This window comes from Brucella pseudogrignonensis, assembly GCF_032190615.1.
Lineage (GTDB): Bacteria > Pseudomonadota > Alphaproteobacteria > Rhizobiales > Rhizobiaceae > Brucella > Brucella pseudogrignonensis_B.
In genome coordinates, this window is record NZ_JAVLAT010000001.1 from 1,337,561 (window position 1) to 1,362,965 (window position 25,405).

Genomic DNA, 25,405 nt, shown 5'->3' on the forward strand with positions numbered 1-25,405 from the left:
GATATACAAAAAGACAGAGCGAGTACAGCGGTTGCGATTAAAATGCGTCACGCTCTGAGGGCTGAAAAGTTTAACAGGCAGGAATCTTTCATTGTGATGCGTCTTGTGACTTGCAGTGAAAAACTGCCTTTCTTATATACGCCTCGCACAGGGCTTTGATAAAAGGCCGGGTGGCTTGAAAAATGCTTCCCGACTTCACACCTTGAAGCAGGCATTGTGAAACCGATAGGAACCGCACATGAAACGCTCGGTAGAGGTTTTTGCGGTTTGCTGAATGGAGAGAAATATGGCTAAAGTTATTGGTATCGATCTGGGAACGACCAACTCCTGCGTAGCCGTCATGGACGGAAAAAGCGCGAAGGTCATTGAAAATGCTGAAGGTGCGCGGACGACACCTTCGATCATCGCTTTCAGCGATGGTGACGAACGTCTCGCTGGTCAGCCTGCGAAGCGTCAGGCCGTCACCAACCCGGAAGGCACCCTGTTCGCCGTAAAGCGTCTGATTGGCCGCCGCTTTGATGACCCAATGGTCACCAAGGACAAGGATCTTGTGCCTTACAAGATCGTCAAGGGCGACAATGGCGATGCATGGGTTGAAACCCACGGCAAGAAATATTCCCCATCGCAGGTTTCCGCGATGATCCTTCAGAAGATGAAGGAAACCGCTGAATCTTACCTCGGTGAAACTGTGACGCAGGCCGTTATCACGGTTCCGGCATACTTCAACGATGCACAGCGTCAGGCAACCAAGGATGCCGGCAAGATCGCTGGTCTTGAAGTTCTGCGCATTATCAACGAGCCAACGGCTGCGGCACTTGCTTACGGTCTCGACAAGAGCGAAGGCAAGACCATTGCTGTTTACGATCTTGGTGGCGGTACGTTCGACGTTTCCGTTCTCGAAATCGGCGACGGCGTGTTTGAAGTGAAGTCGACCAACGGTGACACGTTCCTCGGTGGTGAAGACTTTGACATGCGTCTGGTTGAATATCTGGTTGCCGAGTTCAAGAAGGAAAGCGGTATCGATCTGAAGAACGACAAGCTTGCTCTTCAGCGTCTTAAGGAAGCTGCTGAAAAGGCAAAGATCGAACTTTCGTCGGCACAGCAGACCGAAATTAACCTGCCATTCATCACCGCTGACCAGACCGGTCCGAAGCACCTTGCTATCAAGCTTTCGCGCTCGAAGTTCGAAAGCCTGGTTGACGATCTCGTGCAGCGCACGGTCGAGCCATGTAAGGCAGCGCTCAAGGATGCTGGCCTCAAGGCTGGCGACATCGATGAAGTTGTTCTGGTTGGCGGTATGACCCGTATGCCGAAAATTCAGGAAGTCGTGAAGGCTTTCTTCGGCAAGGAACCACACAAGGGCGTGAACCCGGACGAAGTTGTTGCCATGGGTGCAGCAATTCAGGGCGGCGTTCTGCAGGGCGACGTCAAGGACGTTCTTCTGCTCGACGTGACCCCGCTTTCGCTCGGCATTGAAACGCTCGGCGGTGTGTTCACCCGTCTGATCGAACGCAACACCACGATCCCGACCAAGAAGTCGCAGACCTTCTCGACCGCTGAAGACAATCAGTCGGCTGTGACGATCCGCGTTTTCCAGGGCGAGCGTGAAATGGCTGCCGATAACAAGATCCTCGGCCAGTTTGACCTCGTTGGCATTCCGCCAGCACCGCGTGGCGTTCCACAGATCGAAGTGACCTTCGATATCGACGCCAATGGTATCGTGAATGTGTCTGCGAAGGACAAGGGCACCGGCAAGGAACACCAGATCCGCATTCAGGCATCGGGTGGTCTTTCGGACGCCGACATTGAAAAGATGGTCAAGGACGCGGAAGCAAACGCTGAAGCTGACAAAAAGCGTCGTGACGCTGTCGAAGCCAAGAACCAGGGCGAAAGCCTCCTTCATTCGTCTGAAAAGTCGCTGAAGGAATATGGTGATAAGGTTTCGGCTGAAGACAAGCAGGCTATTGAAGGTGCAATCGCAGCTCTCAAGACCGCGCTTGAAGGTGATGATGCTGAAGACATCAAGGCGAAGACGCAGACTCTTGCCGAAGCTTCGATGAAGCTTGGTCAGGCCATGTATGAAGCAGCGCAGGCTGATGAAGAAGGTGGTGCTGCAGGCAACGAGCAGACTGCTTCTAACGACGATGTTGTCGATGCCGATTACGAAGAAATCGACGACGACAAGAAAAAGTCGTAAGCCTTGTCCGTAAACGCTCAAGCCCGGGTCACTCCCGGGCTTTTGCGGCCTTTCGGGACGGTTGCACCGGACGGACAAAACTAAAAATAGTCCAGCAGGCAAACACATGTCTGCACGAAATGGGACCGTGGAGCCGCACGTGTTGGACGCGCTCCGGCCGTCGGGATAACGAACTATGAAAATCGATTATTACGAAGCTCTGGGTGTGGAGCGAACAGCAGACGATAAGGTTCTTAAAAGTGCCTTTCGTAAGCTTGCGATGGAATATCATCCGGATCGCAATCCGAACAACCCGGATGCGGAACGCAAGTTCAAGGAAATCGGCGAAGCCTACGAAACGCTGAAAGACCCGCAAAAGCGCGCAGCCTATGACCGTTACGGTCATGCAGCCTTTGAAAATGGCGGCATGGGTGGCGGTGGTTTCGGCGGTGGCTTTGGCGGCGCTGGTGGTTTTTCGGACATTTTCGAAGATATTTTCGGCGAGATGATGGGCGGCGGTCGTCGCCGGTCAAATGGCGGACGCGAACGCGGTGCCGACCTTCGCTACAATATGGAAGTCAGCCTTGAAGAAGCATTTACAGGCAAGGCTGCGCAGATCAGGGTTCCGACCTCGATAACGTGTGATGAATGTTCGGGTTCCGGTGCCAAAGCGGGTTCCCAGCCAACCACGTGTACAACGTGCGGTGGCGCTGGTCGTGTGCGTGCAGCGCAGGGCTTTTTCTCGGTTGAACGCGCTTGCCCGACCTGTAACGGCCGCGGTCAGATTATCAAGGATCCTTGCGGTAAATGCCATGGTCAGGGCCGTGTCACGCAGGAACGCTCGCTTTCGGTCAATATTCCAGCTGGCATTGAAGACGGCACCCGTATTCGTCTCGCAGGCGAAGGCGAAGCTGGAACGCGCGGCGGACCGTCGGGTGATCTCTACATCTTCCTTTCGGTCAAACCGCATGAGTTCTTCCAGCGCGATGGCGCGGATCTCTATTGCAAAGTGCCGATTTCGATGACGACGGCGGCGCTGGGTGGTGAGTTTGAAGTTTCCACGCTTGATAGCACCCAGACCCGCGTCAAAGTGCCGGAAGGGACGCAGAACGCCAAGCAGTTCCGCCTCAAAGGTAAGGGCATGCCGATTCTGCGCCAGCAGGCGACCGGTGATCTTTATATCCAGATCGATATTGAGACACCGCAGAACTTGTCCAAGCGTCAGCGCGAATTGCTTGAGGAATTTGAACAACTCTCGTCCAAGGAGAATAGCCCGAAATCGTCAGGCTTCTTCTCCCGGATGAAGGAGTTTTTTGAAGGAATAAGTGATTAAAAAAAGGAGCCATTCGGCTCCTTTTTTTATGTTTACTGCTGATCTTGTTGTGCTGATCGCGCGTCCAGAAAAGCGTGTCTCTGTTTTCGGTTAAAGAGGCACTGTGAAGCGTTCAGAAGGTTGCCTCTATCACTGAGGAGCATGTCATGCGGTCTTTTAACTGTGGAATTGATACTAAATGGCTGAAAATAGTGTTTTATGATCTGTTGGCCGCATAAATGACACTGAGGTCGTTGAAAATGCCGCATCGCTCGTTCCAAAAATCAGTTTTGATTTTTGGACTGATACGGATAACTTGTCTGATAACGACAATGGGAGCAGTAAGAATGGCAGGACAACTCGGCAGGAAACTGGCCGCTAAGTTCGATGAGGAAATCCGTTTTTTCAAAGGTTGGATAGACGGACCCAAAGCGGTTGGCGCAATATTGCCGACAAGTTCGATTACGGCGCGTCGTATGGCGAGCGTTATAGATACAAAATCAGGCTTGCCTGTTCTTGAACTCGGACCGGGTACAGGGGTTATCACCAAAGCCATTCTCGCACATGGCGTGAAGCCATCCGATCTTTACTCGATCGAATATTCTCCTGCTTTTGTCGAACATCTCGAAAAAGCCTATCCCGATGTGAATATCATCGAGGGCGATGTGTTTGATCTCGATACTGCACTTGGTTCTATGAGAGATCAGCAGTTCGACAGCATTGTTTCAGCCGTGCCGATGCTGAATTTCCCAATGCCAAGCCGTATTCAACTCATGGAAGATCTTTTGTCGCGCATTCCGCGTGGGCGTCCGCTGATCCAGATCACCTATGGCCCACGCCCTCCGGTGCCTGCTGGTAAAGGCAATTATACCGTGCAGCATTATGATTTTGTCGTGCGCAACGTTCCGCCCGCACAGCTTTGGGTCTATCGCCGCCCGATCACCTGATATTTGGAGAAACAATGACTGCACGAATTCTCGTTTTCGCGGGTTCTATTCGCATAGGTGCATTTTCGGCTCATATGGCTGATGCAGCTGAAAAAGAACTCACGCAACAGGGTGCGAAGGTCACGCGCATAACGCTAGCCGATTATCCGCTGCCGATTATGAATGAAGATCTGGAAGCCGAAGAAGGTATTCCTGAAAACGCCATGAAGCTTGGCCGTCTGATGGCTGAGCAAGACGGGCTGATGATTTGTTCGCCGGAGTATAATGCATCGATCCCACCACTTTTGAAAAACACGATTGACTGGGTCAGCCGGATTTCAAAGGATGGCGATAAGCCATTCAAGCCTTATGTGGGTTTGACGGTCGGGCTATGCTCAACGTCCAACGGAGCATTTGCTGGTATGCGCGGGCTTTATCACCTCCGCGCTGTTCTGATGGCGGTCGGCACGCAGATTATTACCGAGCAATGCTCTGTGAGCGGTGCTGCCGATGCTTTCAACGAGGACGGCTCGCTCAAAAACGAACGTCAGGCAAAAATGCTAAGCGGCGTTTGCAAAAGTCTGATTACGCATTCGGCCAAATAGATAAGCCAATAATCAATAGTTTTCATATTTCAGGGCGCGGTATCTTTCGTACCGCGCCCTGTTGTGCGAATAAAACAAAAATCACAGCGGAGATTACCATGACGACGACAGACTTGCGGGGCGAAACATCTGGGCAGCTGATCGTGGGCCTCGACGTGCCAAGTGTTGCTGATGCGGAAAAGGTGGTCGAAGAACTTGGCGATGCAGCGACTTTCTACAAAATCGGCTATCAGCTGGTATTTGCTGGCGGTCTTGATTTCGCAAAGAGCCTGATTGCAGCGAAGAAAAAAGTCTTTCTCGATATGAAGCTTCTCGATATCGACAACACCATCGCCAAAGGCGTGGAAAATGTCGCGAAAATGGGCGTTTCCATGCTCACGCTGCATGCTTATCCAAAGGCGATGCGTTCGGCTGTTCAGGCCGCGCAAGGCTCTGATCTCTGCCTGCTTGGCGTGACGGTGCTGACCTCGATGGATGATGCTGATCTGAAAGAAGCGGGCTATTCCGATACGCCGGCAGAGCTGGTGCTCAAACGCGCTCAGCAGGCACGCGATGCGGGCATGGGTGGGATTGTCGCTTCCGCTGCCGAAGCTTTCGCCATTCGTCAGGCCATTGGCCCTGATATGGCGGTTGTCACCCCAGGTATTCGCCCGGCAGGAGCGGAGAGGGGCGACCAGAAGCGTGTTATGACGCCCGCCGATGCGCTGAAAGCCGGCGCAAGCCATCTTGTCGTTGCGCGACCAATTGTCGGAGCTCAGGATCGCAGGGCTTCTGCGCTTGCCATTCTCGATGAAATGCGCTCGGTTGCATAACCATATTTCGAGGAGGACAACATGACCAAAGCCTATTGGATCGCCCGCGTGGATGCCCGTGATACGGAGCGCTACAAGGATTATGTTTCGACAGCCAAGCCTGCTTTTGAGCGCTACGGCGCGAAGTTCATCGCGCGCGGCGGCAAAGCTGAGGCTGTTGAGGGACCGGGCCGCGCGCGCAACGTCATCATCGAATTTGAAACGATGCAACATGCGCTGGATTGCTACAATTCGCCGGAATATCAGGCGGCAAAAGCCATCCGACAGACTGTAGCGGATGGCGAAATCGTGATTGTCGAAGGCGTTTAATCTTTAAAGCCTGACCGGCGGGTCGTGACGACCACTGACGGAAAGATCAAGTAACACGACTTTGCCCGCATGCGGATCCGCATTGCGGGCATTTTCATTCATGCCTTCATGTGCGCTGGTAACGATCAGAACCGATGCATCCGCACCGATAAAGGCCGGGCATGTCGGCTGCGTCACGGGTAGTTTGATTGAGCGGACCAACCGTCCTTGCGGCGAATAGGCATTGAGCGCGCTGCCACCCCAGCAGGCGTTCCAAAGTGTTCCTTCGGTATCCACCACCGAGCCATCGACGCCACCATCTTCCACACGATGATGAAACACGCTCTTTTCCGATGTCGGCAGCCCGGTTTCGGGATCAGTATCGACCCGCCAAATGATGTTGCGGTCTGTATCTGCAAAATAGGCGATCTTGCCGTCGGGCGAAAAGCAGATCGAGTTGGTGATTGTAATGCCAGAGAAAAGCTTCTTCACCTGTCCCTCGCGATACCACCAGATCGAACCGGCATCCTTCTCGGCTTTTTTGCCCATTGTACCGATCCAGAACGAACCGGATGGATGCACACGCGCATCATTGGAACGGGTGACATCATTATCGGCTTCCAGAGGATGGTGCAGCGTGAGGCGTCCGCTCACGCGTTCGCGTACAAACAGTCCATGCTCGCTGACGATCAGCTGCCGTTCGCGATCAATCACTGCAAGCGCGCTGGCTTTCATGCCAAGATCATGCGCGCGGATTTCACCGCTATCGTCTCGTTCAATCAGACGCTGGCCGAGAATATCAAACCACCAGCAATGACCAGTCAGTGGATCATAGCCCGGGCCTTCGCCCAGCTCAGCAATATGGTCGGCAAATATGGTTGTCTTGACTGCGCTCACCTGTTCCTCCCCGGGGTCATGCTGCTTTAACATAATCAAGCAGGCCGATACGATCCAGTTGCAAATATTTAAGTGATCAGAAAGTTCTATGTTGCTTGGCGAAACCGTTTTAAGTTCCCGCAACTAAGAATCGCGAGGAAATCATGTCGCTAAAAGTTGCGGTCCAGATGGACCATATCAGCACCATCAATATCACTGGTGACACCACTTTTGCTTTGTCGCTAGAAGCGCAGAAGCGTGGCCATGAGTTGTACCATTATACACCCGACCGCCTTTCTATGCGCGATGGCGTTGTGACAGCACGTCTTGAAAAGCTGGAAGTCCGCGACATCAAGGGTGATCACTACTCACTTGGCGAGCCGATGCGTCGCAACATGCTGGATATGGATGTGGTGCTGCTTCGTCAGGATCCGCCATTCGACATGAACTATATCACCAACACGCATTTGCTGGAGCGCATTCATCCCAAGACGCTGGTGGTTAATGATCCAGCATGGGTGCGCAACAGCCCGGAAAAGATTTTCGTCACCGAATTCCCGGACCTGATGCCGGAAACGCTGATCACCAAAGACCCGCAGGAGGTGCTGGAATTCCGCCGCGAGTTTGGCGACATTATTCTGAAGCCGCTTTACGGCAATGGCGGTGCGGGCGTGTTCCATCTGGCCGATGGCGACCGCAACCTCACTTCACTGCTGGAAATGTTTGGCCAGCTCTTCAAAGAACCGTTTATTGCCCAGCGTTATCTTAAAGATGTGCGTTCAGGCGACAAGCGTATCATTCTGATCGACGGCGAGCCGGTCGGTGCGATCAACCGTGTTCCTTCAGAAAGCGATGCACGTTCTAACATGCATGTCGGTGGCCGTGCCGAGAAGACGCTGCTGACAGCGCGTGAACGCGAAATCTGCGAACGCATCGGACCGTCACTGAAAGAACGCGGCTTCATTCTGGTGGGTATCGACGTGATTGGCGATTACATGACCGAAATCAATGTGACCTCGCCAACCGGCATTCGTGAAATCGAACGTTTCGACGGCACCAATATTGCGGCCCTGTTCTGGGATGCAGTGGAAGCCAAGCGTAAGTAACGTACAATCGCAGAGAAAACTTAAAGGGCCGGTCTGAAACAATCAGATCGGCCTTTCTCTTGATTGCATGTATCGAAAATGCTTAAATCGTATGGTTGTATTTAAGCATTTTCTCACGTTTGAGATGTGCTGCGTGTTATGCGGGGGCATATGGTAGCGCGGGTAGGGACGGTTGCCTTTCAGGGCATAGAGGCGGTGCCTGTGGATGTGCAGGTCATGGTGGCACCGGGCAAGATGGGCATGTCGATTGTCGGCCTGCCAGATAAGGCTGTGGCAGAAAGTAGAGAGAGAGTGCAGGCAGCGCTCCATGCTTCCGGGCTTTCCATGCCAACCAAGCGGGTGACAATTAATCTTGCACCCGCCGATCTTCCAAAAGAAGGCTCGCATTATGATCTGCCGATTGCCGTCGGCTTGATGGCCGCGATTGGGGCTATCCCGGCTGATGCGATCCAATCCTACATGGTGCTGGGTGAATTATCGCTCGACGGCACAATTACGGCTGTTGCCGGGGTGCTACCTGCCGCTATCAGTGCGAACCGTGAAGATAAGGGCCTGATCTGCCCTCATGCCTGCGGCTCGGAAGCTGCATGGGCGGGGGCGGATATTGATATTCTTGCGCCGCGCAGCCTGATTGCACTGGCCAACCATTTCAAAGGCACACAGGTGCTGACACCGCCTGAGCCTTCTATGCGGGTTTCAAGCGAAGTGCAGCCTGATCTGGTTGACATTAAAGGTCAGGAGACTGCAAAGCGCGCGCTGGAGATTGCAGCGGCTGGCAATCACAATCTGCTAACATTGTGCTACATTAAGTTCATTGCCTGCCAAGAGTGTGATTTGATCAAGGTTCGCGTCCCACGTGAACAGCTAAAATCACCATAATACACAATGCACCCCCCTCATCTTGGAACGTGATTTCTTTACCTCTCTTTGCTACGTCAGATGCATATTAAGATTGGTGTGGGAAGTGGGATGTTTCCAATTAGTGAGCAAACGCTCAAGCTGCTTAGGCTATTGATTGACGACTATCCGGATGTGACGTCATTCATCCGCTCTGAAATTGTTACAGGTAAACCCGTCAGTCTTGATGACGAAGAGGATGGTGGTTTTTTCGTGCCTTATAGTGAAGAGGAGCAACTAGAAATTTGCAGGGATTTCGTTGTTGATTTCATCGAAACACCTTGCCGGGCAGCGATTAATTTCAGGCAGATAGCATCCGCGTTCGACGTTGCAACAGTTGAATTCATGTTGTCGGAAACAGCAACGCAGCCCTTCCCTCACCCAAGCGTTGAGGATGCTAAAAAGCTTGACGAATTCATGTGCCTGGTAAATGCGTTTATCGACTCTCTCAAGCCAGAGCCTCCTGCTAGACTTCCGTTCAGATCGGGGGGACGTTGAATGGTCAGTGATACCCAAGTCAAGAATGCTGCAAGCGCCCTTGCTCGGGCCTTCCCCTTGTCAACCTCCGGGCAATCTGCGGGAAAGCTCTATGAAGCCTGGTTGATGTTAGAGATTGGATTGACTCTGCGTAATTTTGGATGGCAGGTGACTTGGATTGATCCGTCGTACACTCGCCCCTCGACTATGAGATTCAGGGGCGGACCAGGCTCCTTGTATAGCCGCACTGGCGTAGCTCCAGGATACCTTTCTCTTATAAAGGACAACAAGCATTTTATAGAAATACACAACTCTGTTAGGTTTCGTGGCTTCTCTGACACTCTCCACGAGGTGGACATCTCTGTGATTTACGAAAGCGTCGCGAAAGTCTGTCGGCGCAAGAACGTCCACCCACGTGGGCTGCCCAAGATGGCGTTGGAGTTAAAACATTACACTGGCGATCTGGGGTTAGGGCTTACCAGATCAATGCTTCTCGCGTCCAATGATCTGGCTCAGGAAAGATCCTTCAGTCAGCGTAGCGGTCGATCATTTCAAATGAGTCGCAACAAGTCTCGGACTGCAGTCGGCAACCTAGATAAGTCTCTCGTCCGCGTTTTGACGACAGCCAAACGGGTAGGTCGCTCAAAAATACTTGCAGATTTCTACGGGCCGCAGGTAATTGCGCAAATGATGATTCCATCAACATACGTCCTTGGTTCACATGATGATGTGGTGGACCTTTGTTGGGAATTTGACGCAATGTTCCCGTAGACGACAGATCGAATCTGAACGTTTACGCTCCGGGTGAGGTAATAGTCTAACATTGTTATAAACAAATAAAGAGCGCGCATTTACGTGGATGAAGCTTATTGTATAGGTGGTTTTGAGTTTGCGACTGAACATGGTGTTAGCGTAGGTTCTGATATTGGGGTGATTTAAAAGCGATTCGACGGCGGGGATTAGATGAACAACCGGGTTTTTAATGCCTTTTTCGCCTATCCGGGCCAACCCAACGAGTTAGCCTCGACGATAGACGCGGCTGTGAAGCGTGCTAATAATCTAGGGAAGACTTCGGTACTTGCTTGGCCGGAGATGGGCAATTTTGGGACAATGATACCTGATGATGTCCGAAGCAATATCGCGAACGCCAAGGCCCTTCTCTTTGATATCACCCGTCCAAACCTAAATGTATATTACGAGGCTGGTTATGCAATCGGCTTGGGGAAAGCAATTGCACCTGTTATAAACAGGTCTTTTGAGAGTGCGATTGTGGATGTCCAGCGCGATGGAATGTTCGATAATATCGCGTACAAGTCTTACGAGAATAGTGAAGAATTGGTAGCAATTCTTTCTGAACTACCTAACAATAAATTGCTCGAACTTTACAGTAGAGAGTTTGATAGTCAGCAGCCACTTTTTGTCCTCGACACCCTGAGAAAGACCGACTTCCGAAATTGGATCGTTTCGGCGATTAAAGGGTCGAAATTACATTTTCGCAGCTTTGATCCCGTAGAAGTTCCGCGCCTATCGGCTGTGACAGTAATTTCTCAAGTATCTGCATCATCAGGGATAGTCTTACCGATCCTCGCCGATCATATAGAAGATGCTAAAAGGCACAACCTACGAGCGGCATTCACTGCGGGAATCTGTCATGGAATGGGCAGAGAGACAATGCTAATCGCACTAAAACGATTTGATGAAGCCCCCGCAGATTATCGAGATCTTATTACGCCAGTTGCAGATGAAAAATCGATTTACGAGGTCATTGAGAAATTCTCTCAGCAGGCCTGGGTCGCTAGTCAGTCGATACAACGTGTTTCCAAGAAAAGCAGTAAATCTGCTCTCCAATCACTGACATTGGGAGCATCAGCTGCCGAAAACGAATTTAGAACTTTATCTAGTTACTTTGTTGAGACATCAGAATTCTTGCGAACACTACGTGGAGAAGTAAACGTTGTTGCCGGAAGAAAAGGCGCTGGCAAAACTGCCATTTTTTTCCAGTCAAGAGATTCTTTTCGAGCCATAAAGGGGTCGATTGTAACCGATCTAAAGCCTGAGTCACATCAGCTGAGTCTTTTCAGAGAGGAATTGCTCAAGATTGTTGATGTGGGAGCATTCGACCATTCGTTGGCAGCGTTTTGGTATTTTCTTCTATTGTCGGAGGTTCTCCTAACGATAAAACGTAACTTTGAATTCAGGTCCCGCGTGGATGGGAGACTTCTTGAGAGCCTAAAGGAAATTGATGATGTCTTGGACTCGTATCAAATCAACGAGAGTGGTGACTTTACCACCCGCATCAATCGACTAAGCAGATTCGTAGTACATGAAGTTGAGGCTGCTAAGAAAAGACGGCAAGCTATTTCAGCTGATTTTCTAACAAATGTGATTTTTCGCGGCGGTATCAATGATCTTAAGAGAGTCGTGTTCAAATACGTTGGCCCTCAAGACACTGTAACATTGTTGTTCGATAATATCGATAAAGGCTGGCCCACCAATGGTGTGGATGAATTTGATGTGCGTTTAGTACGTCTGCTAGTTGAGGCTTTGGACAAGCTGAAGCGTGACTTTTCAGCTTCGAAGCGTGAATTTCTATCAGTGGTATTTCTTCGAAATGATATCTATGAGATGCTTGTAGAGGGTACGCCTGATAGGGGTAAAGCTGGACAGGTGCGGATCGACTGGACAGACCGAGCGAAACTAAAGCAGGTCATTTTCAGGCGTCTGCAGGCATCAACGGGGTCTACTGCAACAAATTTCAATGAAATTTGGATTAAGTTCTTCACTGAAAAAGTTAAACAGCAAGACTCCTTCGAGTTTTTTGTTGATCACTGTTTGATGAGGCCGCGATTTCTCATAAACATCGTAGAAAATGCAATATCCAATGCTGTAAATCGTGGGCATGAAAAAGTTGAAGAAGTAGACTGTATTGATGCTGTAAGGCAACATTCGCTTTATCTGGTCGACGATTTTGGTTACGAAATAAGGGACGTTTCAGGATTGTCAGCTGAGTTGCTCTATTCTCTCGTAGGTGCTGAGAAAAATATGAGTAAACTGGAATTTATTGATAAATTTATTCAATTTGGACTAAGTGAAGAGGATGCAGATCGGGCATTTTCTTTAATGTTGTGGTATGGAATACTAGGCATTCGAAATAAAGAAAGTAAAGATCGTTTTATATACGATTACGAATACAGTATGAAAAGATTGGTTGCAGAAGCGCGCGTCCTTGGCGATGATGCTCGATATGTAACAAATGAAGCCTTGCACGTTGCACTTGCTTCTTAGGCTTTGTAAAAAGCACACCTTAGACGACCCAATACATAGTTTTTAAATGGCAAAGGGCGTTGCCCTCGCCGTGCATGCGCACGGCTCACCCAGGATATTTTAGAGCAACTGCATGTGGTAAGGGGCTTGCGCCAAGTTGGCCGTTGTGCGCCTAATATGAGTGCGGAACAGGCGGGGACGCCGATGACCGTGAGCATAATGCATGATTTCCCCTAAACTCCTGCCCCATTTGAGCGGCGGGAGTTTTTGTTTTTAAGCCTCCCGAACTCGACCGCGTTGCGGCGGTGTCTTCGCAGGAGCTTTCAACGGTCTACTTCCAGTGCCTTTTTTGGCGAACAATGGATTTACTTTAGACTTTGATAAGTCGGTGTCGGACATGGGCTCGATGCGTTGTTGCGCTGCACGTTGAAGCGCTTGAGCGCCAGCCTCGCGCCATTTTCTCAGAGCTTTCAATCGGCCTTTTGTGCATTCTTTTAGCTGCTTTTGCCAGAAATATGGAGCCTCGGCGCTGCCTTCTTGTGGTGCGGTAAGCGTCCAGTATGCATTCAAAAATTGGTCGGAATGGATTGATGTGTCCAGCCCCAACCATTTACACCACGGCATGCCCTGCTGGCGGGTTTTGCGATATGGCAAGGCTTTGGCGACAGCCAAATCTTCGGAAATGTATTGTCCTCCAGATGAACATTCCAGAGTCTGCAAGCCAGCCACCCGGCGATAAAGATAGCGGCGCAAACTATGTGCTTGCGCTGCTTCCGTATCGAGTTGAACCTGGATTTCGTCACTCACGAAAATCATGGTCGCAGTCCTTGCGGCTCGTCATCTGCGAAATCAAAGCCGTCCTCAAAATCTTCATCGAAGTCGTCATTTTCTCCGATTTTGGATTCAAAACTAAATGCATTGTCCTGATCAGCAATGATTATGGATAGAATGTCAGCGCTATGCTCGTAGATATTTTCGCTGAAAACGTGATGATTAATTGCTTTTTCTAGCTCCTTAATGCCACGCTTGTTAGCATCGTGAGGCCACTCACTTCCGTAATTGAACGGATCGATGATCTCGCCGTTTGCCTCCAGCCACCAATGCCCCGCAGCGCCATACAGCCCACCGACTGGCGTAACGTCCCCTGGATAAAATTCGGAAATCGCATGAACAAATGCAAGGTTGTCTTCCTTACCATACAGGTTTGTGAAGAGAGAAAAATGATCGTGAATTTCGTTGTGTAGGTTTGAAGTCATTTGTTTGTCTCCTTATGCTGGCTGTGGTGCCTTGGTTTTCTTTGGCTCTGGCTCTTGCTCAATTGCTGGCGTCGGTGCAGCGCTATCGCGACCGTCATCTGCGATGTCTTTTCCGTAAGCACGGAAACCTTCCAACTGTGGCTCAAGGTCTTCGGGTTTTTGCTGTTTGAAGATTTCGAGCTGCTCGGCGTCGAGATGTTCTGTGAGGAACAAATGCAAATAGGCATCACGCTCGCGCAAATCTGCGAGAGCTTGCTTGTCCCCGGTCGCGGCCTCTTGAAGGAGATTTGACAGCTTTTTTCGGGCTTTCACGCCCTCAAAATTCATTGCTTGCTCGGAGAGTTTTGCTTTGTCGGCTTCAAACTGAGCACGGATTTCAGGGCTTGGCTCGTAAGGCTTGCCGTCTTTGTCAAAAACTTTGATTTCTTGTCGCTGGGCTTCGAGCCATAGGCGGTCTTTGAATTCTTGACGGCCATATATTTCAAGTTCACCGCCCCATTCATCGGATGCTTTCGCGAGAAGTGCGTTGATTGCCGGATCGGATGTCTTGCCGTGAATGCGAACCTCAGTGCCAAGGTCTTGAATCCTTGTCCCGCCCAAGTTGACATAAACTCCATCGGGACCTTCAAGAATGTTCGTGTAGCCTCGGCTACGCCACTTATCAGCAATGCTTTCGATGGCGGATTCAGGCAGTCTGTGGGTTGATGGAATATCGCCTGATGGGGTGGCTTGCTGGCGCTGGCGGAGTTTCTGACCGCGCTTTGTGATGGCGGCAGTTTCTGGAAGGCGCGTTACATCTTCTGCGTGTCCAGCTTTGATTACTGCTTTTGCAAGTGTGTCAGCTTGACCTGAAGGGCCATAAACAGTGGCCTGTCGGGCAGCATGGTCGACTTCAAGCCAGCCCCCATCGCGCATTTGGACGCGGGTGTGACCGGGGATTTTCACGTCCACCATGTAAAGATCATCCGCGTTATAATCTGCGTCTGGCAGATGCTTGCGCATAAGGTCGGCTTTAAAATTCTGCTGATGCCTTGGCTTGATGCCGTTTTCTTTGTTGGATTGCATTCTTGGGAATTCACTCATGATTTCCTCCTCAAGGTTTGTGAGTGCGTTTTGCATGGCGCGGTGCCTGCGGTGTTGCGCGACATCATTGATTACGACGTCGGCTTTCTTACGGGTGTTAGCCGTATGAATTCGTTGTTCGCCCATCGTTGGTTCTGGCTCTTGATCCAGGCCTCGGGCCGAATTTGACAAATGTGATACGCGGCGGGGGGAGCCTGCGCGTTCCAGAAAATCATTCATGACGGTGGCTAGGCGTTCGCGTTCGGATTTCAAAGCGTCGCCGAATTTGCCTTCTGCGCCGTCTTTTCCGCCGCTTTCATGCAGCTTGCGGAGATCGTCGTTTTTCTTTTTTGAGAAGCCTGTATCAGTGTTGGGATCGAGCTTGCGCGTGGTGAGCATGATGTGCGCATGCACATTGATGCCGCCATGCTGGTCGAGAGGCGCATGGATGGCGATGTCTGCAACGGCTCCAGCGTCCACCCATGGTGCAACGGCTTCGCGGGCGAAGAATTCCCATTCGTTTACGGGGATGTCTCTGGGGATGCTGACTTCCCATTCGCGGGCCACGGTCGCGTTGGATTTCCGTTCGCTTGCTTCCACCCGATTAAATAGCTCTTCGCGGTCTTGCGTCCACGCAGGGGCGTCTGATGGTGCCATTATGAAGCTGCTGATTACGTGGCCTTTGTTGCGGTAGTCGTATGTCTCGCCAGTGCGGTGGTCGGTTAGTTTGGTGCCGGAACGATAGGCCGCTGCGGCAACGGAAGAGCGACCTTTCGAGCGCTGAAACACCTTGGCTTGCGCGTGGTAAAGAGCCTGATCGGAAGCGAGAGAGGTTTTCAATGAACCGCCTCGCTTTCGGCATGGACAGGTTTACGGTCGTCGTTAACGAACTTGAAATCGCACCCACCTGCAAAATCGAAGACTAGGCACACTTGACCGAGAAAATCCCGATGATCTTGTTCAGGTCCAAAGCCACCGTTGCGAGAAGTCGCAACCTGCGACATGTCGCAATACAATTCTGGGTGTACGTAACATTTTCCATCCCAGCGCTGAGGTGTCCTTTTCACAGTCAGGCGTGCAGGCCATTCTTTGCCCTCATGAGTGACAATAACTGGAAGATCGTACTTGATTGCGTTCATTTTAGTTTCCCTTCTGGTTAGTTAGCGTTTTCAGCTTTGATGATTTCTTCGATGTCAGCCCATTCGTCGTTGAGCGACGAGGCGTCGTCGCGGGTGGTGACGGGTTCTGGGGTTGCAGCTAGGCGGCGTGTGAGACGAAAAGCCCGCCAAGCCATGAAGCCGCAGTATGCGTAGTAGGCCCACCCAAGAGCGAGGATTGCCACAGTCACTAAGCGGACAAGTATCCCTAGATCGCTGGATAAGAATTCGCTCCAGGCCGAGGGTTGGGCAACAAAATCTGCTGCGGTAATCGGGACATAGGAAGGTGTCATTGCGCACCTCCCAGCTCGTCGATCGCGTCACCTAAAATGCCGTCGAGCAGCGGGCCGATGTGGACGGCATGAAAATAGCTGGCAGCTAAGACGAACATGATCAACGCCGCCATGAAATGGAACGTCGGTAAGCTAATAAAGAAAAGTATGCAGGCGATGGGCGTGAGCCGAATTGCAAACATCAACAACGTTTCAACAAGCATCTGATTGACGGTCATTGCGCACCTCCTTCGCTGCTGTTTGCGGTGTCAGCTTTAGAGCCGTGAACCAGCCTCACGACGTACGCCGAAAGCTTGGAAAGCCCTTTCCCGATCAGCCAGAAAATGAGCGCCATAAGGACAAGTTGGATGCCCATCGCCACCCAGATTTCAGCGGGGATATCTGGGTGGCTATTGATCGGTTGAATCTCGATCATTTGATTTTCAACTAGTGTCATTGCGCACCTCCACCGCAATACCAGGCATCGTCACCAAGCCATGTTTTCGCGGTCGCAGATTCAGGAAGGGTCGCGGGGATTGGCGGGAAAATATCACGAGTACCAACTGACACCCTGATGCGATACCCGACATTCTCTAAAGTAAGAAAAAGAGATATTTTGTGTTTTATTTTCCGCGATATAAATTTCTGTGTCTCGTCCGATGAATTTATAACAAAGAAACCAGCTCTCTTAGCGTAATGTTTTAGCTGTTCCGTCGATAAACCGAATGCGGAAACAGAGAAGTATTTTGTCGGATATTCTGTGTAGTGTAAGTGTATTTGATCCATTTGATTTTCTCCTGTTGCGACATCTCAAAAGCCTTCTGCAAGAACGTGCGGGAAATTTTTCCCTTAAGCGCGCACTTCACAGCAGTGGGCTGTTGTTGATGTCGTAAGAGAATTTTGGTTTCGATACTTGACACAATCAAGGTGTGGTCAAAACATTGTTATAGATATCAAAAATACATATGACGATTTCGTATATTAATACTTAGGTTGTCTACATTTTTTGAATTCTAAAAACTTATTCTGTCGGCGACTTAATTGGCCGATGGAAATTTAAACAGGAGAAAATCGATGTCATTTAGTTTGAAAAGTCAGAATCCGAAATTGCAGAAACTCATGCAACGCAAAGCAAAAATTGAAAGCGAGTTGTCGCGGCTTGAGAAGTCGGAAAAGACGGCTGCGCGCAAATTGGATTCACGCCGTAAAATTGTACTCGGCTCAGCCTTGCTGAAAGCGATTTCTGAGGGACGGATTCAAGACAGTTTTGCGCGGAATCTGATCGCTAGTTTTGCAGCGGAAAGAGACAAAGTGATCTTCGATGATTTCACTTTTGATGTGCCTGGGGTTGGCGTGGCAAACGCGCAAGAGGAGTAAGAGAAAATGGCTCTCGATATCCTCAAAACACCTTCATCTGACGACCTGGTTTGGAAGGCCGTTGACTACGTTTTATCTGTCGATCATCCAACTGGTTTCTCGATCGGGTTGAGATATTTCGCGGGCATCATGGTGATATTCGCTACGGCGAAACTGGCCTACTTTATCATCTCAACAATTGCGATGGCTGCGCGTGAAGGAAAAACCATCAAAGGTTCATACAACGAGATTTGGGGGCCATTAGCTGTAATTCTCGGTTTCGGATTGTTGCTTCCTGTTCCCGGCATGCACGGCCTGACTTCCGCGCATTTTGTGTTACGTCAGTTCGTCGCCGCACCGTCAATTAACACCTTCAACGCCGTAGCCATTGGGGCTGCCGATTTTCTGATCAAAGACGGACATGCGATTACTCCACTTGCAATCTACGGCAAAGAATTCGCTTGGTCGGTAGCTCTGTCAGAGACGTGTTTTTACGTGCTTCCGCCAGCAAAACGAAGAGGTATAGGAGAATACATTCAACCAAAATCTCCGGCATCTGTCGGAAACATAGTAGAAAGCAATGGAAAATATCAAATCACCTGGGACTGGGGCAGCGAATGCGGAGCGATCTCGCTTTCCGACCCACAAGATTTCGGTGCTTTCGGCGCAAAAAGACGTATTGCAGCGAAACAGTTAATTGAAGATGTTCGGGCGCTCAAAGTTCATAAAGGCATTGTTGAACGACTTCGCAAAGTTGGTATGACGCCAGCCGACGTCGAAGGTTATTCAGACGAGCGCAATGTCGAGGCTTATAAGAAGGCGGGCTACCTTGTTGATGACCTTACTCAACAGCTCAACGAAATTGGTGCAAAATATGAGCGAGCTGTAGCAGATGCAGCCGCTGAACAAGCGACAACCGGGCAGATAGAACAGCGACAGAAACTTGTCGATGGCGTTCGAACTTTTGGCGGCGCAGTCTTCTTTTCTTACTTTCGCGTTATTTCCCAACTGAGCGAACAGGCTAGCACTTACGCATCTGAAAAACCTTACCATATCGTTCCATCTGTCGCTTCATGGAGCAATGGAACTGTCGCAGCAGAAGTGCAGTTTGCTCTTCGTATATTGAAAAATCAGCGCACCTTAGAATCCAAAGCCATCAAACTGACCGGAGATGACCTGGCGTTTGCTGGTGAGCAAGAGTCCACCATTTTCGCTGACGCGTTAAATTTCTTCACTCATCCGATCATCGACTATCTGACCGCTTATGATGGGTGGAGGCCGGACCCTGTCGCTGATCTGATTAATGTGGGAAACCGCATGATGACTGGGGCAAAACTTATGTTTGCTGCTGGTCTGACTGCAACGGGTGCAAGCAACTTCTGGTCATCGACAGTCGGTAAAATGGTCGAATATGGCATGACACCTGTCTGGCCGCTGATGATGATTTCCTATGTCGGCGGCATCATGTTTTCAATTGTGTTGCCTAATCTGCTGCTGATTTATGCAATTTTCGGCATTACGGCATTCGTGTTGGAACTCATCATTGCATCCATTGCAGTCATTGTATGGGCTGCGATGCATGCGCGACTTGACCATGAAGGATTAGTTAACCAGCACAATACGCCCGGCTACAAAATCATGTTTGGGCTCTTCCTGCGCTTGCCGATCAACATGCTCGCTTTCTTGGCATCATGGGTCGCAAACGCGGTTGTGCTGAACATTTTCCTGTTCGTCTGGTCGTTCGGTTTCCGTGGCTCGATGGGTGGCGATGCGATGGGCGTTGGCAGCATCATCGCGGCCTTTGCGATTTCGATGTTCGTTCAGTGGAAAATCGCTGTTTTTATGTTCAGCTTGAACATGAATTTGAGCGAAAAAGTTGCGCAATGGTTTGGGCACAATTCGCAGTCGATGGGCGAAGCGACCCAAGGAGCTGCGGTTGTTGCTGGAATTCACAGCAACGCAGGCACTGGCGCTCCCCAGAAGCCACAAAGCAAGGGTGCACCAAAGCCAAAGTCCAAAGATGACAATCCGCAGCCACAGGGCGGCGGGCAGCGCAATCTAAGCACCCCACCTGCCGAGAAGACCAACACTCAGGACGAAAACCAAAACTAACAAGCTCCCTGTCGTCATAGCGGCGGCGACAGGGGAGAATTCAACAAGCCGCTGGGGAACGTTAAAATGTCCAAAAATCTTATTCTAACTGCTGCATTCGCAGCACTCACCATGACGGCGGCGCATGCCGATCCATCTCACTACACTATTTACGGACTAAACGCGGTTGGTAACGGTAATGCTGGAGCAACTTGGACGTCTGCGCCTGACGGCAGAGTTGAGATAGTCATTGCTGCCAATTACACCACGGCGGGATTCGGCGCTAAACCCGTGACTATGTCTTCGCCTATTCAAGTTCGGAACGCTGTTAATGGCGCGAGTATTACGGTTGCTCCGCTGTCATGCATCGATCAAACGATACAACTGCGCTGCACGACGTCCTTCACACCAACACCAGCAGATACGGCGGCAGGCAGAGCCTTTAGGCCTGTTGTAACGATTGCTGATAGCACAGGGACAAAAGATTTCACGTCGTCAACAACCGTCAATTATGAAGCCCCCGCGTTCATTGCGCCTGAAGAGGCCAATGTGTACCCACGATGCGGCATCAATAACCATATCGCGTTCACTAGTTCGTCAACTATTTACTTGAATCCAGCTGATGAACAATATCTTGAGGATGACGGCTACTCGATTATGCAGGCAGGGCAGCACCCTAACAATATCCGGCATCGGAAGAAACTCTTGGACATCAAGTCGGTCTATTGAACTAATTAACTCTGAAGGTGTTCGCAAAACTTACAATGTAATGGCATTGCAGCCTGAATCGACGATTCCATATGGCTCGACACCTGTTCCAACTATCAATTTAACGGTTAAAGCGGGCGAGACAGTCAACATTTCGCCTGCACTGCTAGCTGCGAATGCCTCTGTAGAGGAGTTTCCGGAGTTTGCAGGCGGCTTCTTCACCAAAGTGCTAGAGACAACCATGTCAAACGTTAGTGGCGTTCCATCGAGCTCCTACGCAGATTTAGGACGCATAGTGCAGACTGGTACCGCAGGAGTGGAAGCGGGTAGGCAATATGCTTTCAGTGCTGCTGAAGCCGCTAAATCCGGAGTGGTCAATTTCAATTACTCGATTTTACAGCGAATGGATGCCCCCGTGGGTTCCAATTGCTCGACGCTGACCGCGACAGCTCAAGGCATCGTCCGTGTGTCGGTGGAGGGCGTAGACGACCCGACACCTGTTGATCCAGTTGAACCAGGCACACCAAGCGCGACGTCCAAATTTCTATTCCGGTATCCTAATCCCCCAATGATGCAACAGGCATCATAACGAGAGAACAGTGAAAGCAGAGCGACGCCAGAAACAAAAAAGGCCCCCAATCGGGGGCTTTCTTTTTGCGATGCCTATACCGCGATGGGCTACTGGCTAGAAACCCTTCGCGACGTAGACGATAAGGACGGTTGCGAGGACGCTCCAGAAGCCCATAACCGCGACGGCTTGGATTGCTCCGAATGCTGCACCCTTCAAAACGTTTTTCATGTCGGTTCTCCTATGTGACTGTGAAATCTTGCCAATTGTCTGTTGCTGGCGAAGTGACGTCAAGCTGCATGGTGCGGGCCAGCCCTGAAAGGGCCACTCGGTGCTGCTTTACGGCAACGCCGCTTTGCAACTAAATTCGGCTTAGATTGATCTGACACACTGGGGAATCCGATATGTCGTTTTCAAGGGGTCAGATTTCGACTGCGTGTTGACTATTCCACTTTGCTGCGGAAGCGTCTCGGTACGATTCAAGAAGGTCTTCATCTATGGGATTTTCGCGCAGGTAATCGTTAACAGCACCAATAATGTGACCGTCCACCAATACTAAAAGGCCATCATGGTAGTCGATCCAAGCACCGTCAATAGTCACAATATCGCCGTCTTGGGAATCAAGTTCTCGAACTGTGTAATAGGCATAAAGATCGCCCTCACAATCTACTACGGAAACTTCCTCAACTATAATATTTCTACCTTCTTCTGACATTTTATTTATTCCTTTTAGCAATGGAAAGCATAATTTCTGGCCATAAATAATTATACTTTCTAAAAGTTTCGGCGGCCAGGAAAATAATTGAAGCAATAAATATTTATAGCAAGTCATCTATATTTCATTGATGGTCTTATGATGAATAATGGAAAAGCAAAATTTTGCGTGTGAAGGCCAGTCAATATTTATTTTGAGAAGTGGTGCGGGTGCAGGCTTTAGCCGAACCACGGTTCTTAAAATAAATGTTTACAGGCCGAAGCGCGCTTCATCGTTCCATTATCCCTCCGGGATTTCTTTCTTCAAAGAACATCCCGGAGGGAATGCCCAACGGCGAGTGTCTCTTTCTTTTTGTGGCATCACGAAAAACGGCTTCCGTGTGGGGGTACGGAAGCCGTTTCTCAGGAAAAATCAAATATCGAAAACGCTTGGTGCTGATCCGGGAGGTACAAGCGTCATGTTTATAGTGCTTGTCGTTTCTGTCGGCTGCAAGAAAATATTTGATCGGCGTTTAAGTTTGCCAGATTTGACACTGGGATGAATCCGGGGCGAAATAAAAAACGCTCCGGTCATTGGGCTGGAACCCTGCGGAGCGCTTTTGGAGAATAAGATGAGTCTGATTCAATCCTTAGATATGCGCAAGACCCCTTTTTTTGAGCGGTGAGCCGCTCGCTGGAAACCCGGTTTTCCAGCACACAGAATAGTCTACCTCACGAAGCAAAATTTGTTGACGAAACTACACAGGGGAAGAGTTTTCAGGCTCTCGCGTTGGCGGCTGCGCCAAGGCTTGGCAGTGGGCACTTTCGGAAGGATTTTTTGAATGAATTGTTCGACAGGGAAACTGTCGGCGGAATTGAGCCTTTTGAGCCAGCCCAAGATTGTTTATCTGCGGAAGAGCGTCTGCGTTTTGATATCGCAGAGCTTGAAGAGGAAGAGGCTGGAAACACGCGTGGCAGGATGCTTCCTCGCCATACTGTCGACTTTTCGGTTCCATGCCAGAAAATTCTATCGAAAGAGACGCGCACACATAAAGATGTTGTACGTTTCCTGCCACCAGAGTGGCGCGGTTTTCTGGATAAGCTTTCCGATGTACGGCGTGACGAACGTGAGCAGCTAATTTTAGAGTTGGTGGGATGGGATGGGCTTGAAGTGCTTGGCCTTCGGCCACGAAAACTTCGTGAAATGGCGGCAAACAAGGCATCTGAATATGCACTCGATTGGCCGTGCAAAGATAAAAATGGCAATCTTATTAATCAGCATCCAGACCAAAGACGTCGCCGTGATGAGAAGTGGCATTTGCGGAAAATTGTGAAGTTGCAGCGTAACACAATCTTGCGAGTTGAGGGTGCCTTGAAGGCTGTTGGCGGGCGAAACGCTTTTGCTCGACCAACTTACGTAAGCGACTATTTGCTCGGACTTTTTCGTGAGCATGTCGATTTGACGGAAGAAATACTGGAAGGTTTGCGACTGGTAAAAGTCGATGACCCAAACGTTCAAATTTCCATGGTGGAACTAAACGAAAAGGCTCAAAAACAAGCTGCTGCAAAACGATCCCTGATGATCGACATGATGTTGAAACGTTGGCAAGCGTTAGGTTGGCACGTCTGCTGGATAACAGTGACATTGCCAGGCGAATATGTGTGCCATTCGACAAATGAAGACAAGCGCATAAGTGATCACGATCCGCGAGAATTCGGGCCGTGGCAAGCGCTAGAGAAGATTCAGGATGACATGAAAGTCGTCTTGCAAATTTTACGGAACAAGAAAATTAGACCATCTGGCATGTGGTGCGGGCAGCCCCAACAGTCAGGAAGTCCACACAGACACATCTTGCTGGCCGTGCCAACACTGGAAGAAGCACGGGGGATCTGTGACGAATTTCGCAAGAAATTTTCGACACGTCTGAAAGATGACGGAAAAGGTCAGGATCGTGGCTGTGATGCACGCGTTATTGGTGACAAGGACAAACGATATAGCCCAAAACTCGGCAATAATGGCACGGAAGAAACCGCGATGTCTGCCGCTCGATATGCTGCACGTTATTCGACCAGACAGGAACAGAAGGCCGACAGAGAGCGCATCAAAAAGTTTGAGGCACGAAAGAAGGAAATTGGTGATCGCAAGCTAGCTGGTGACGAATTAAAGGAATTTCAGCGTGAACAGAAGGCAGTGAAAGAGAGCCAAGATTCAGAGCGCTATCGCGCATGGAAATGGATTCGTCGAGCTCGGACTCATACCTGGATTGGTCTCGATTCAAGCCGTGCGCCGAATGAAATTTGGGATGTGTTATGGAAATGTGCGCAGCGTGGCGACCGCGAGCCGGAAGACGCCAGAATGGCGCTGGCTATGCGTCACATGCTTGAAGTGCGTAAGTTTTCGAAACTTGCAGAAGGCATCAGGGCGGAAATTAAGGCGCTCGGCAGCGAGGTTGAAGAGCCTGACGCGCTGCCGACGTCCTTTGAAAATGAGAATGATAATCCACAGCGTGAGCTTCTTAATAAGTTGCTGGAAGGCAAGGCGGTCACAAGGCCCCAGAAAGAGCGGTTGAACGAGAAATTGCGCATGCATTCCGATGCTGCCGCGACTGAGGCATGGCACGCAGCAATTGCAATGGGGATGTGGCCGGATTCAGATTTGGATGAGGTTGAAATAAAATGGTTACGCGAGGCGGTAACCGAATGGGAAATGAGTGGATTTGATGTTGATGAGACTGCGGATTCGGCGACGATTATCAATCGCCAGATGACGGATGTCGACCCGCTACCGCCTATGCCGCTACGCAGGTTGGCCGAAAATGGCTATGGCGAAGAGGTTAGCCAGACTATCGGCGCGGTTGGAGCGGTTTCAAAATTCGTTTTTGAAAATGATGTGCCTCTAGAAGCTGAAATTCAGAAAGTTGCGGATGCTCTTGGACTGGCGAAGGCATTTAAATTTGCCCTTGATACGCTTGTCGAAAAGCGTAACGGGTGTGTATTGACGGTTCGGCAATTTAGAAAGGTTTTTTTTGGTTTAGCCAAGACCGCTGGATTCGGATTGAGTAAGCGTCCATCTGGTCGCTTGGCAATTTTTGATAAGTCTGGCGAAGAGATGATCAAGACGCCTGATGTCTGGCAAATTGTCGATGAAGACACGGCTGCGAAGATGGTTCAGGAATATAATTCAGTTTTCGAATCCGAGAATAATACGTCTCAAGGAGTTGAAAATAATATTGTTTTCAATAACTCATCTCCAGATAATCTACACCTCCCCAAGCGGTTTGGGGCTAACGCCCCGCCCGTGGGGTATGTAAGCCCTCCCGGAGAAATTCCGTTCTGAGAGGCCATATAATCTTTCAAAATTTGCTAACTTAGAGCTTCGTAAAATCGGAGAAGAAAAAAAATCGGATATTGTTTTAACAAAAAGACACAACTTAATTTGTAATTTAAGAATACTGTCAATATTTACTTGACTATAAGAAAATTCATATTTAGCTACCTATTGC

General features: G+C 50.0%; 25 protein-coding genes and 1 pseudogene. 17 read left to right on the forward strand and 9 right to left on the reverse strand.

Annotation, left to right across the window (positions count from 1 at the left end):
• Positions 1-286: 286 nt before the first annotated feature.
• The 6 genes from dnaK (at position 287) to RI570_RS06540 (ending at position 6,140) form a co-directional block, all read left to right on the forward strand.
• Positions 287-2,197: a molecular chaperone DnaK gene (gene dnaK / locus RI570_RS06515; protein ID WP_313827599.1), complete on the forward strand. Its 1,911-nt coding sequence runs from the start codon at positions 287-289 to the stop codon at positions 2,195-2,197.
• 175 nt (positions 2,198-2,372) lie between these two features.
• Positions 2,373-3,509 (forward strand): molecular chaperone DnaJ, encoded by a 1,137-nt coding sequence (dnaJ, locus tag RI570_RS06520; RefSeq protein WP_313827600.1) that lies wholly within the window; start codon positions 2,373-2,375, stop codon positions 3,507-3,509.
• 326 nt (positions 3,510-3,835) lie between these two features.
• Positions 3,836-4,435: a phospholipid N-methyltransferase PmtA gene (gene pmtA / locus RI570_RS06525; protein ID WP_250039386.1), complete on the forward strand. Its 600-nt coding sequence runs from the start codon at positions 3,836-3,838 to the stop codon at positions 4,433-4,435.
• Positions 4,436-4,449: 14 nt separating this feature from the next.
• Complete coding sequence (locus RI570_RS06530; RefSeq protein WP_313827601.1) at positions 4,450-5,019, forward strand: NAD(P)H-dependent oxidoreductase; 570 nt, start codon at positions 4,450-4,452, stop codon at positions 5,017-5,019.
• Positions 5,020-5,117: 98 nt separating this feature from the next.
• On the forward strand, positions 5,118-5,831 hold the full coding sequence (pyrF, locus tag RI570_RS06535; protein WP_313827603.1) for an orotidine-5'-phosphate decarboxylase: 714 nt from the start codon (positions 5,118-5,120) through the stop codon (positions 5,829-5,831).
• A gap of 21 nt (positions 5,832-5,852) precedes the next feature.
• Entirely contained in the window at positions 5,853-6,140 is a 288-nt protein-coding gene (locus RI570_RS06540) for a DUF1330 domain-containing protein (RefSeq protein ID WP_007872716.1), read from the forward strand.
• Between the two features lie 3 nt (positions 6,141-6,143).
• On the opposite strand, the gene RI570_RS06545 is transcribed toward RI570_RS06540, so the two are convergent.
• Positions 6,144-7,016 carry an SMP-30/gluconolactonase/LRE family protein gene (locus tag RI570_RS06545; RefSeq protein ID WP_313827604.1) on the reverse strand — a complete coding sequence of 291 codons (873 nt, stop codon included), beginning with the start codon at positions 7,014-7,016 and terminating at the stop codon, positions 6,144-6,146.
• A 143-nt stretch (positions 7,017-7,159) separates the two neighbouring features.
• Between RI570_RS06545 and gshB the strand changes: the two genes are divergently transcribed.
• The 5 genes and pseudogenes from gshB (at position 7,160) to RI570_RS06570 (ending at position 12,760) form a co-directional block, all read left to right on the forward strand.
• The gene (gshB, locus tag RI570_RS06550) at positions 7,160-8,101 is read left to right on the forward strand and encodes a glutathione synthase (protein WP_313827605.1); all 942 of its coding nucleotides are present in this window, start codon (positions 7,160-7,162) and stop codon (positions 8,099-8,101) included.
• A 150-nt stretch (positions 8,102-8,251) separates the two neighbouring features.
• A pseudogene (locus RI570_RS06555) lies at positions 8,252-8,893 on the forward strand (magnesium chelatase domain-containing protein); the annotation flags it as partial.
• 177 nt (positions 8,894-9,070) lie between these two features.
• A complete protein-coding gene (locus RI570_RS06560) occupies positions 9,071-9,496 on the forward strand; it encodes a hypothetical protein (RefSeq protein ID WP_313827606.1) in 426 nt (141 codons plus the stop codon).
• Complete coding sequence (locus tag RI570_RS06565) at positions 9,497-10,246, forward strand: hypothetical protein (protein ID WP_313827607.1); 750 nt, start codon at positions 9,497-9,499, stop codon at positions 10,244-10,246. It abuts the gene before it with no gap.
• Positions 10,247-10,438: 192 nt separating this feature from the next.
• Positions 10,439-12,760, forward strand: coding sequence for a P-loop ATPase, Sll1717 family (locus RI570_RS06570; protein WP_313827608.1), 2,322 nt, complete (start codon positions 10,439-10,441; stop codon positions 12,758-12,760).
• 252 nt (positions 12,761-13,012) lie between these two features.
• On the opposite strand, the gene RI570_RS06575 is transcribed toward RI570_RS06570, so the two are convergent.
• From RI570_RS06575 to RI570_RS06605, 7 genes are read right to left on the reverse strand one after another with little or no spacing between them, the layout of a single operon-like run.
• Positions 13,013-13,555 carry a hypothetical protein gene (locus RI570_RS06575; RefSeq protein ID WP_313827609.1) on the reverse strand — a complete coding sequence of 181 codons (543 nt, stop codon included), beginning with the start codon at positions 13,553-13,555 and terminating at the stop codon, positions 13,013-13,015.
• Entirely contained in the window at positions 13,552-13,995 is a 444-nt protein-coding gene (locus RI570_RS06580; RefSeq protein WP_313827610.1) for a hypothetical protein, read from the reverse strand. The genes RI570_RS06575 and RI570_RS06580 overlap by 4 nt, the downstream gene beginning before the upstream one ends.
• Before the next feature lie 12 nt (positions 13,996-14,007).
• Complete coding sequence (locus RI570_RS06585) at positions 14,008-15,897, reverse strand: MobA/MobL family protein (protein WP_313827612.1); 1,890 nt, start codon at positions 15,895-15,897, stop codon at positions 14,008-14,010.
• Entirely contained in the window at positions 15,894-16,196 is a 303-nt protein-coding gene (locus RI570_RS06590) for a hypothetical protein (protein ID WP_313827613.1), read from the reverse strand. Before RI570_RS06590 ends, RI570_RS06585 begins: the two co-directional genes overlap by 4 nt.
• Positions 16,197-16,213: 17 nt before the next feature.
• The gene (locus tag RI570_RS06595) at positions 16,214-16,507 is read right to left on the reverse strand and encodes a hypothetical protein (RefSeq protein WP_313827615.1); all 294 of its coding nucleotides are present in this window, start codon (positions 16,505-16,507) and stop codon (positions 16,214-16,216) included.
• Positions 16,504-16,725, reverse strand: a complete 222-nt coding sequence (locus RI570_RS06600; protein ID WP_313827616.1) for a hypothetical protein — start codon at positions 16,723-16,725, stop codon at positions 16,504-16,506. The genes RI570_RS06595 and RI570_RS06600 overlap by 4 nt, the downstream gene beginning before the upstream one ends.
• Positions 16,722-16,943 (reverse strand): hypothetical protein, encoded by a 222-nt coding sequence (locus RI570_RS06605; protein ID WP_313827617.1) that lies wholly within the window; start codon positions 16,941-16,943, stop codon positions 16,722-16,724. The genes RI570_RS06600 and RI570_RS06605 overlap by 4 nt, the downstream gene beginning before the upstream one ends.
• A gap of 617 nt (positions 16,944-17,560) precedes the next feature.
• On the opposite strand from RI570_RS06605, the gene RI570_RS06610 reads away from it, so the two are divergent.
• The 4 genes from RI570_RS06610 to RI570_RS06625 all read left to right on the forward strand — a co-directional run bounded on the left by RI570_RS06610 (position 17,561) and on the right by RI570_RS06625 (position 21,230).
• Positions 17,561-17,863, forward strand: coding sequence for a hypothetical protein (locus RI570_RS06610; protein WP_313827618.1), 303 nt, complete (start codon positions 17,561-17,563; stop codon positions 17,861-17,863).
• A gap of 6 nt (positions 17,864-17,869) precedes the next feature.
• A complete protein-coding gene (locus RI570_RS06615) occupies positions 17,870-19,954 on the forward strand; it encodes a DotA/TraY family protein (RefSeq protein WP_313827620.1) in 2,085 nt (694 codons plus the stop codon).
• Between the two features lie 66 nt (positions 19,955-20,020).
• Complete coding sequence (locus tag RI570_RS06620; RefSeq protein WP_313827621.1) at positions 20,021-20,662, forward strand: hypothetical protein; 642 nt, start codon at positions 20,021-20,023, stop codon at positions 20,660-20,662.
• Between the two features lie 220 nt (positions 20,663-20,882).
• Complete coding sequence (locus tag RI570_RS06625) at positions 20,883-21,230, forward strand: hypothetical protein (protein WP_313827622.1); 348 nt, start codon at positions 20,883-20,885, stop codon at positions 21,228-21,230.
• Between the two features lie 400 nt (positions 21,231-21,630).
• Here RI570_RS06625 and RI570_RS06630 read toward each other — a convergent pair whose 3' ends face one another.
• Entirely contained in the window at positions 21,631-22,041 is a 411-nt protein-coding gene (locus tag RI570_RS06630; RefSeq protein ID WP_313827624.1) for a hypothetical protein, read from the reverse strand.
• Between the two features lie 31 nt (positions 22,042-22,072).
• On the opposite strand from RI570_RS06630, the gene RI570_RS06635 reads away from it, so the two are divergent.
• Both RI570_RS06635 and RI570_RS21655 read left to right on the forward strand, forming a co-directional pair.
• Positions 22,073-22,465 (forward strand): hypothetical protein, encoded by a 393-nt coding sequence (locus RI570_RS06635; protein WP_313827626.1) that lies wholly within the window; start codon positions 22,073-22,075, stop codon positions 22,463-22,465.
• 275 nt (positions 22,466-22,740) lie between these two features.
• Positions 22,741-25,239 carry a replication endonuclease gene (locus RI570_RS21655; protein ID WP_409558623.1) on the forward strand — a complete coding sequence of 833 codons (2,499 nt, stop codon included), beginning with the start codon at positions 22,741-22,743 and terminating at the stop codon, positions 25,237-25,239.
• Positions 25,240-25,405 lie beyond the last annotated feature (166 nt).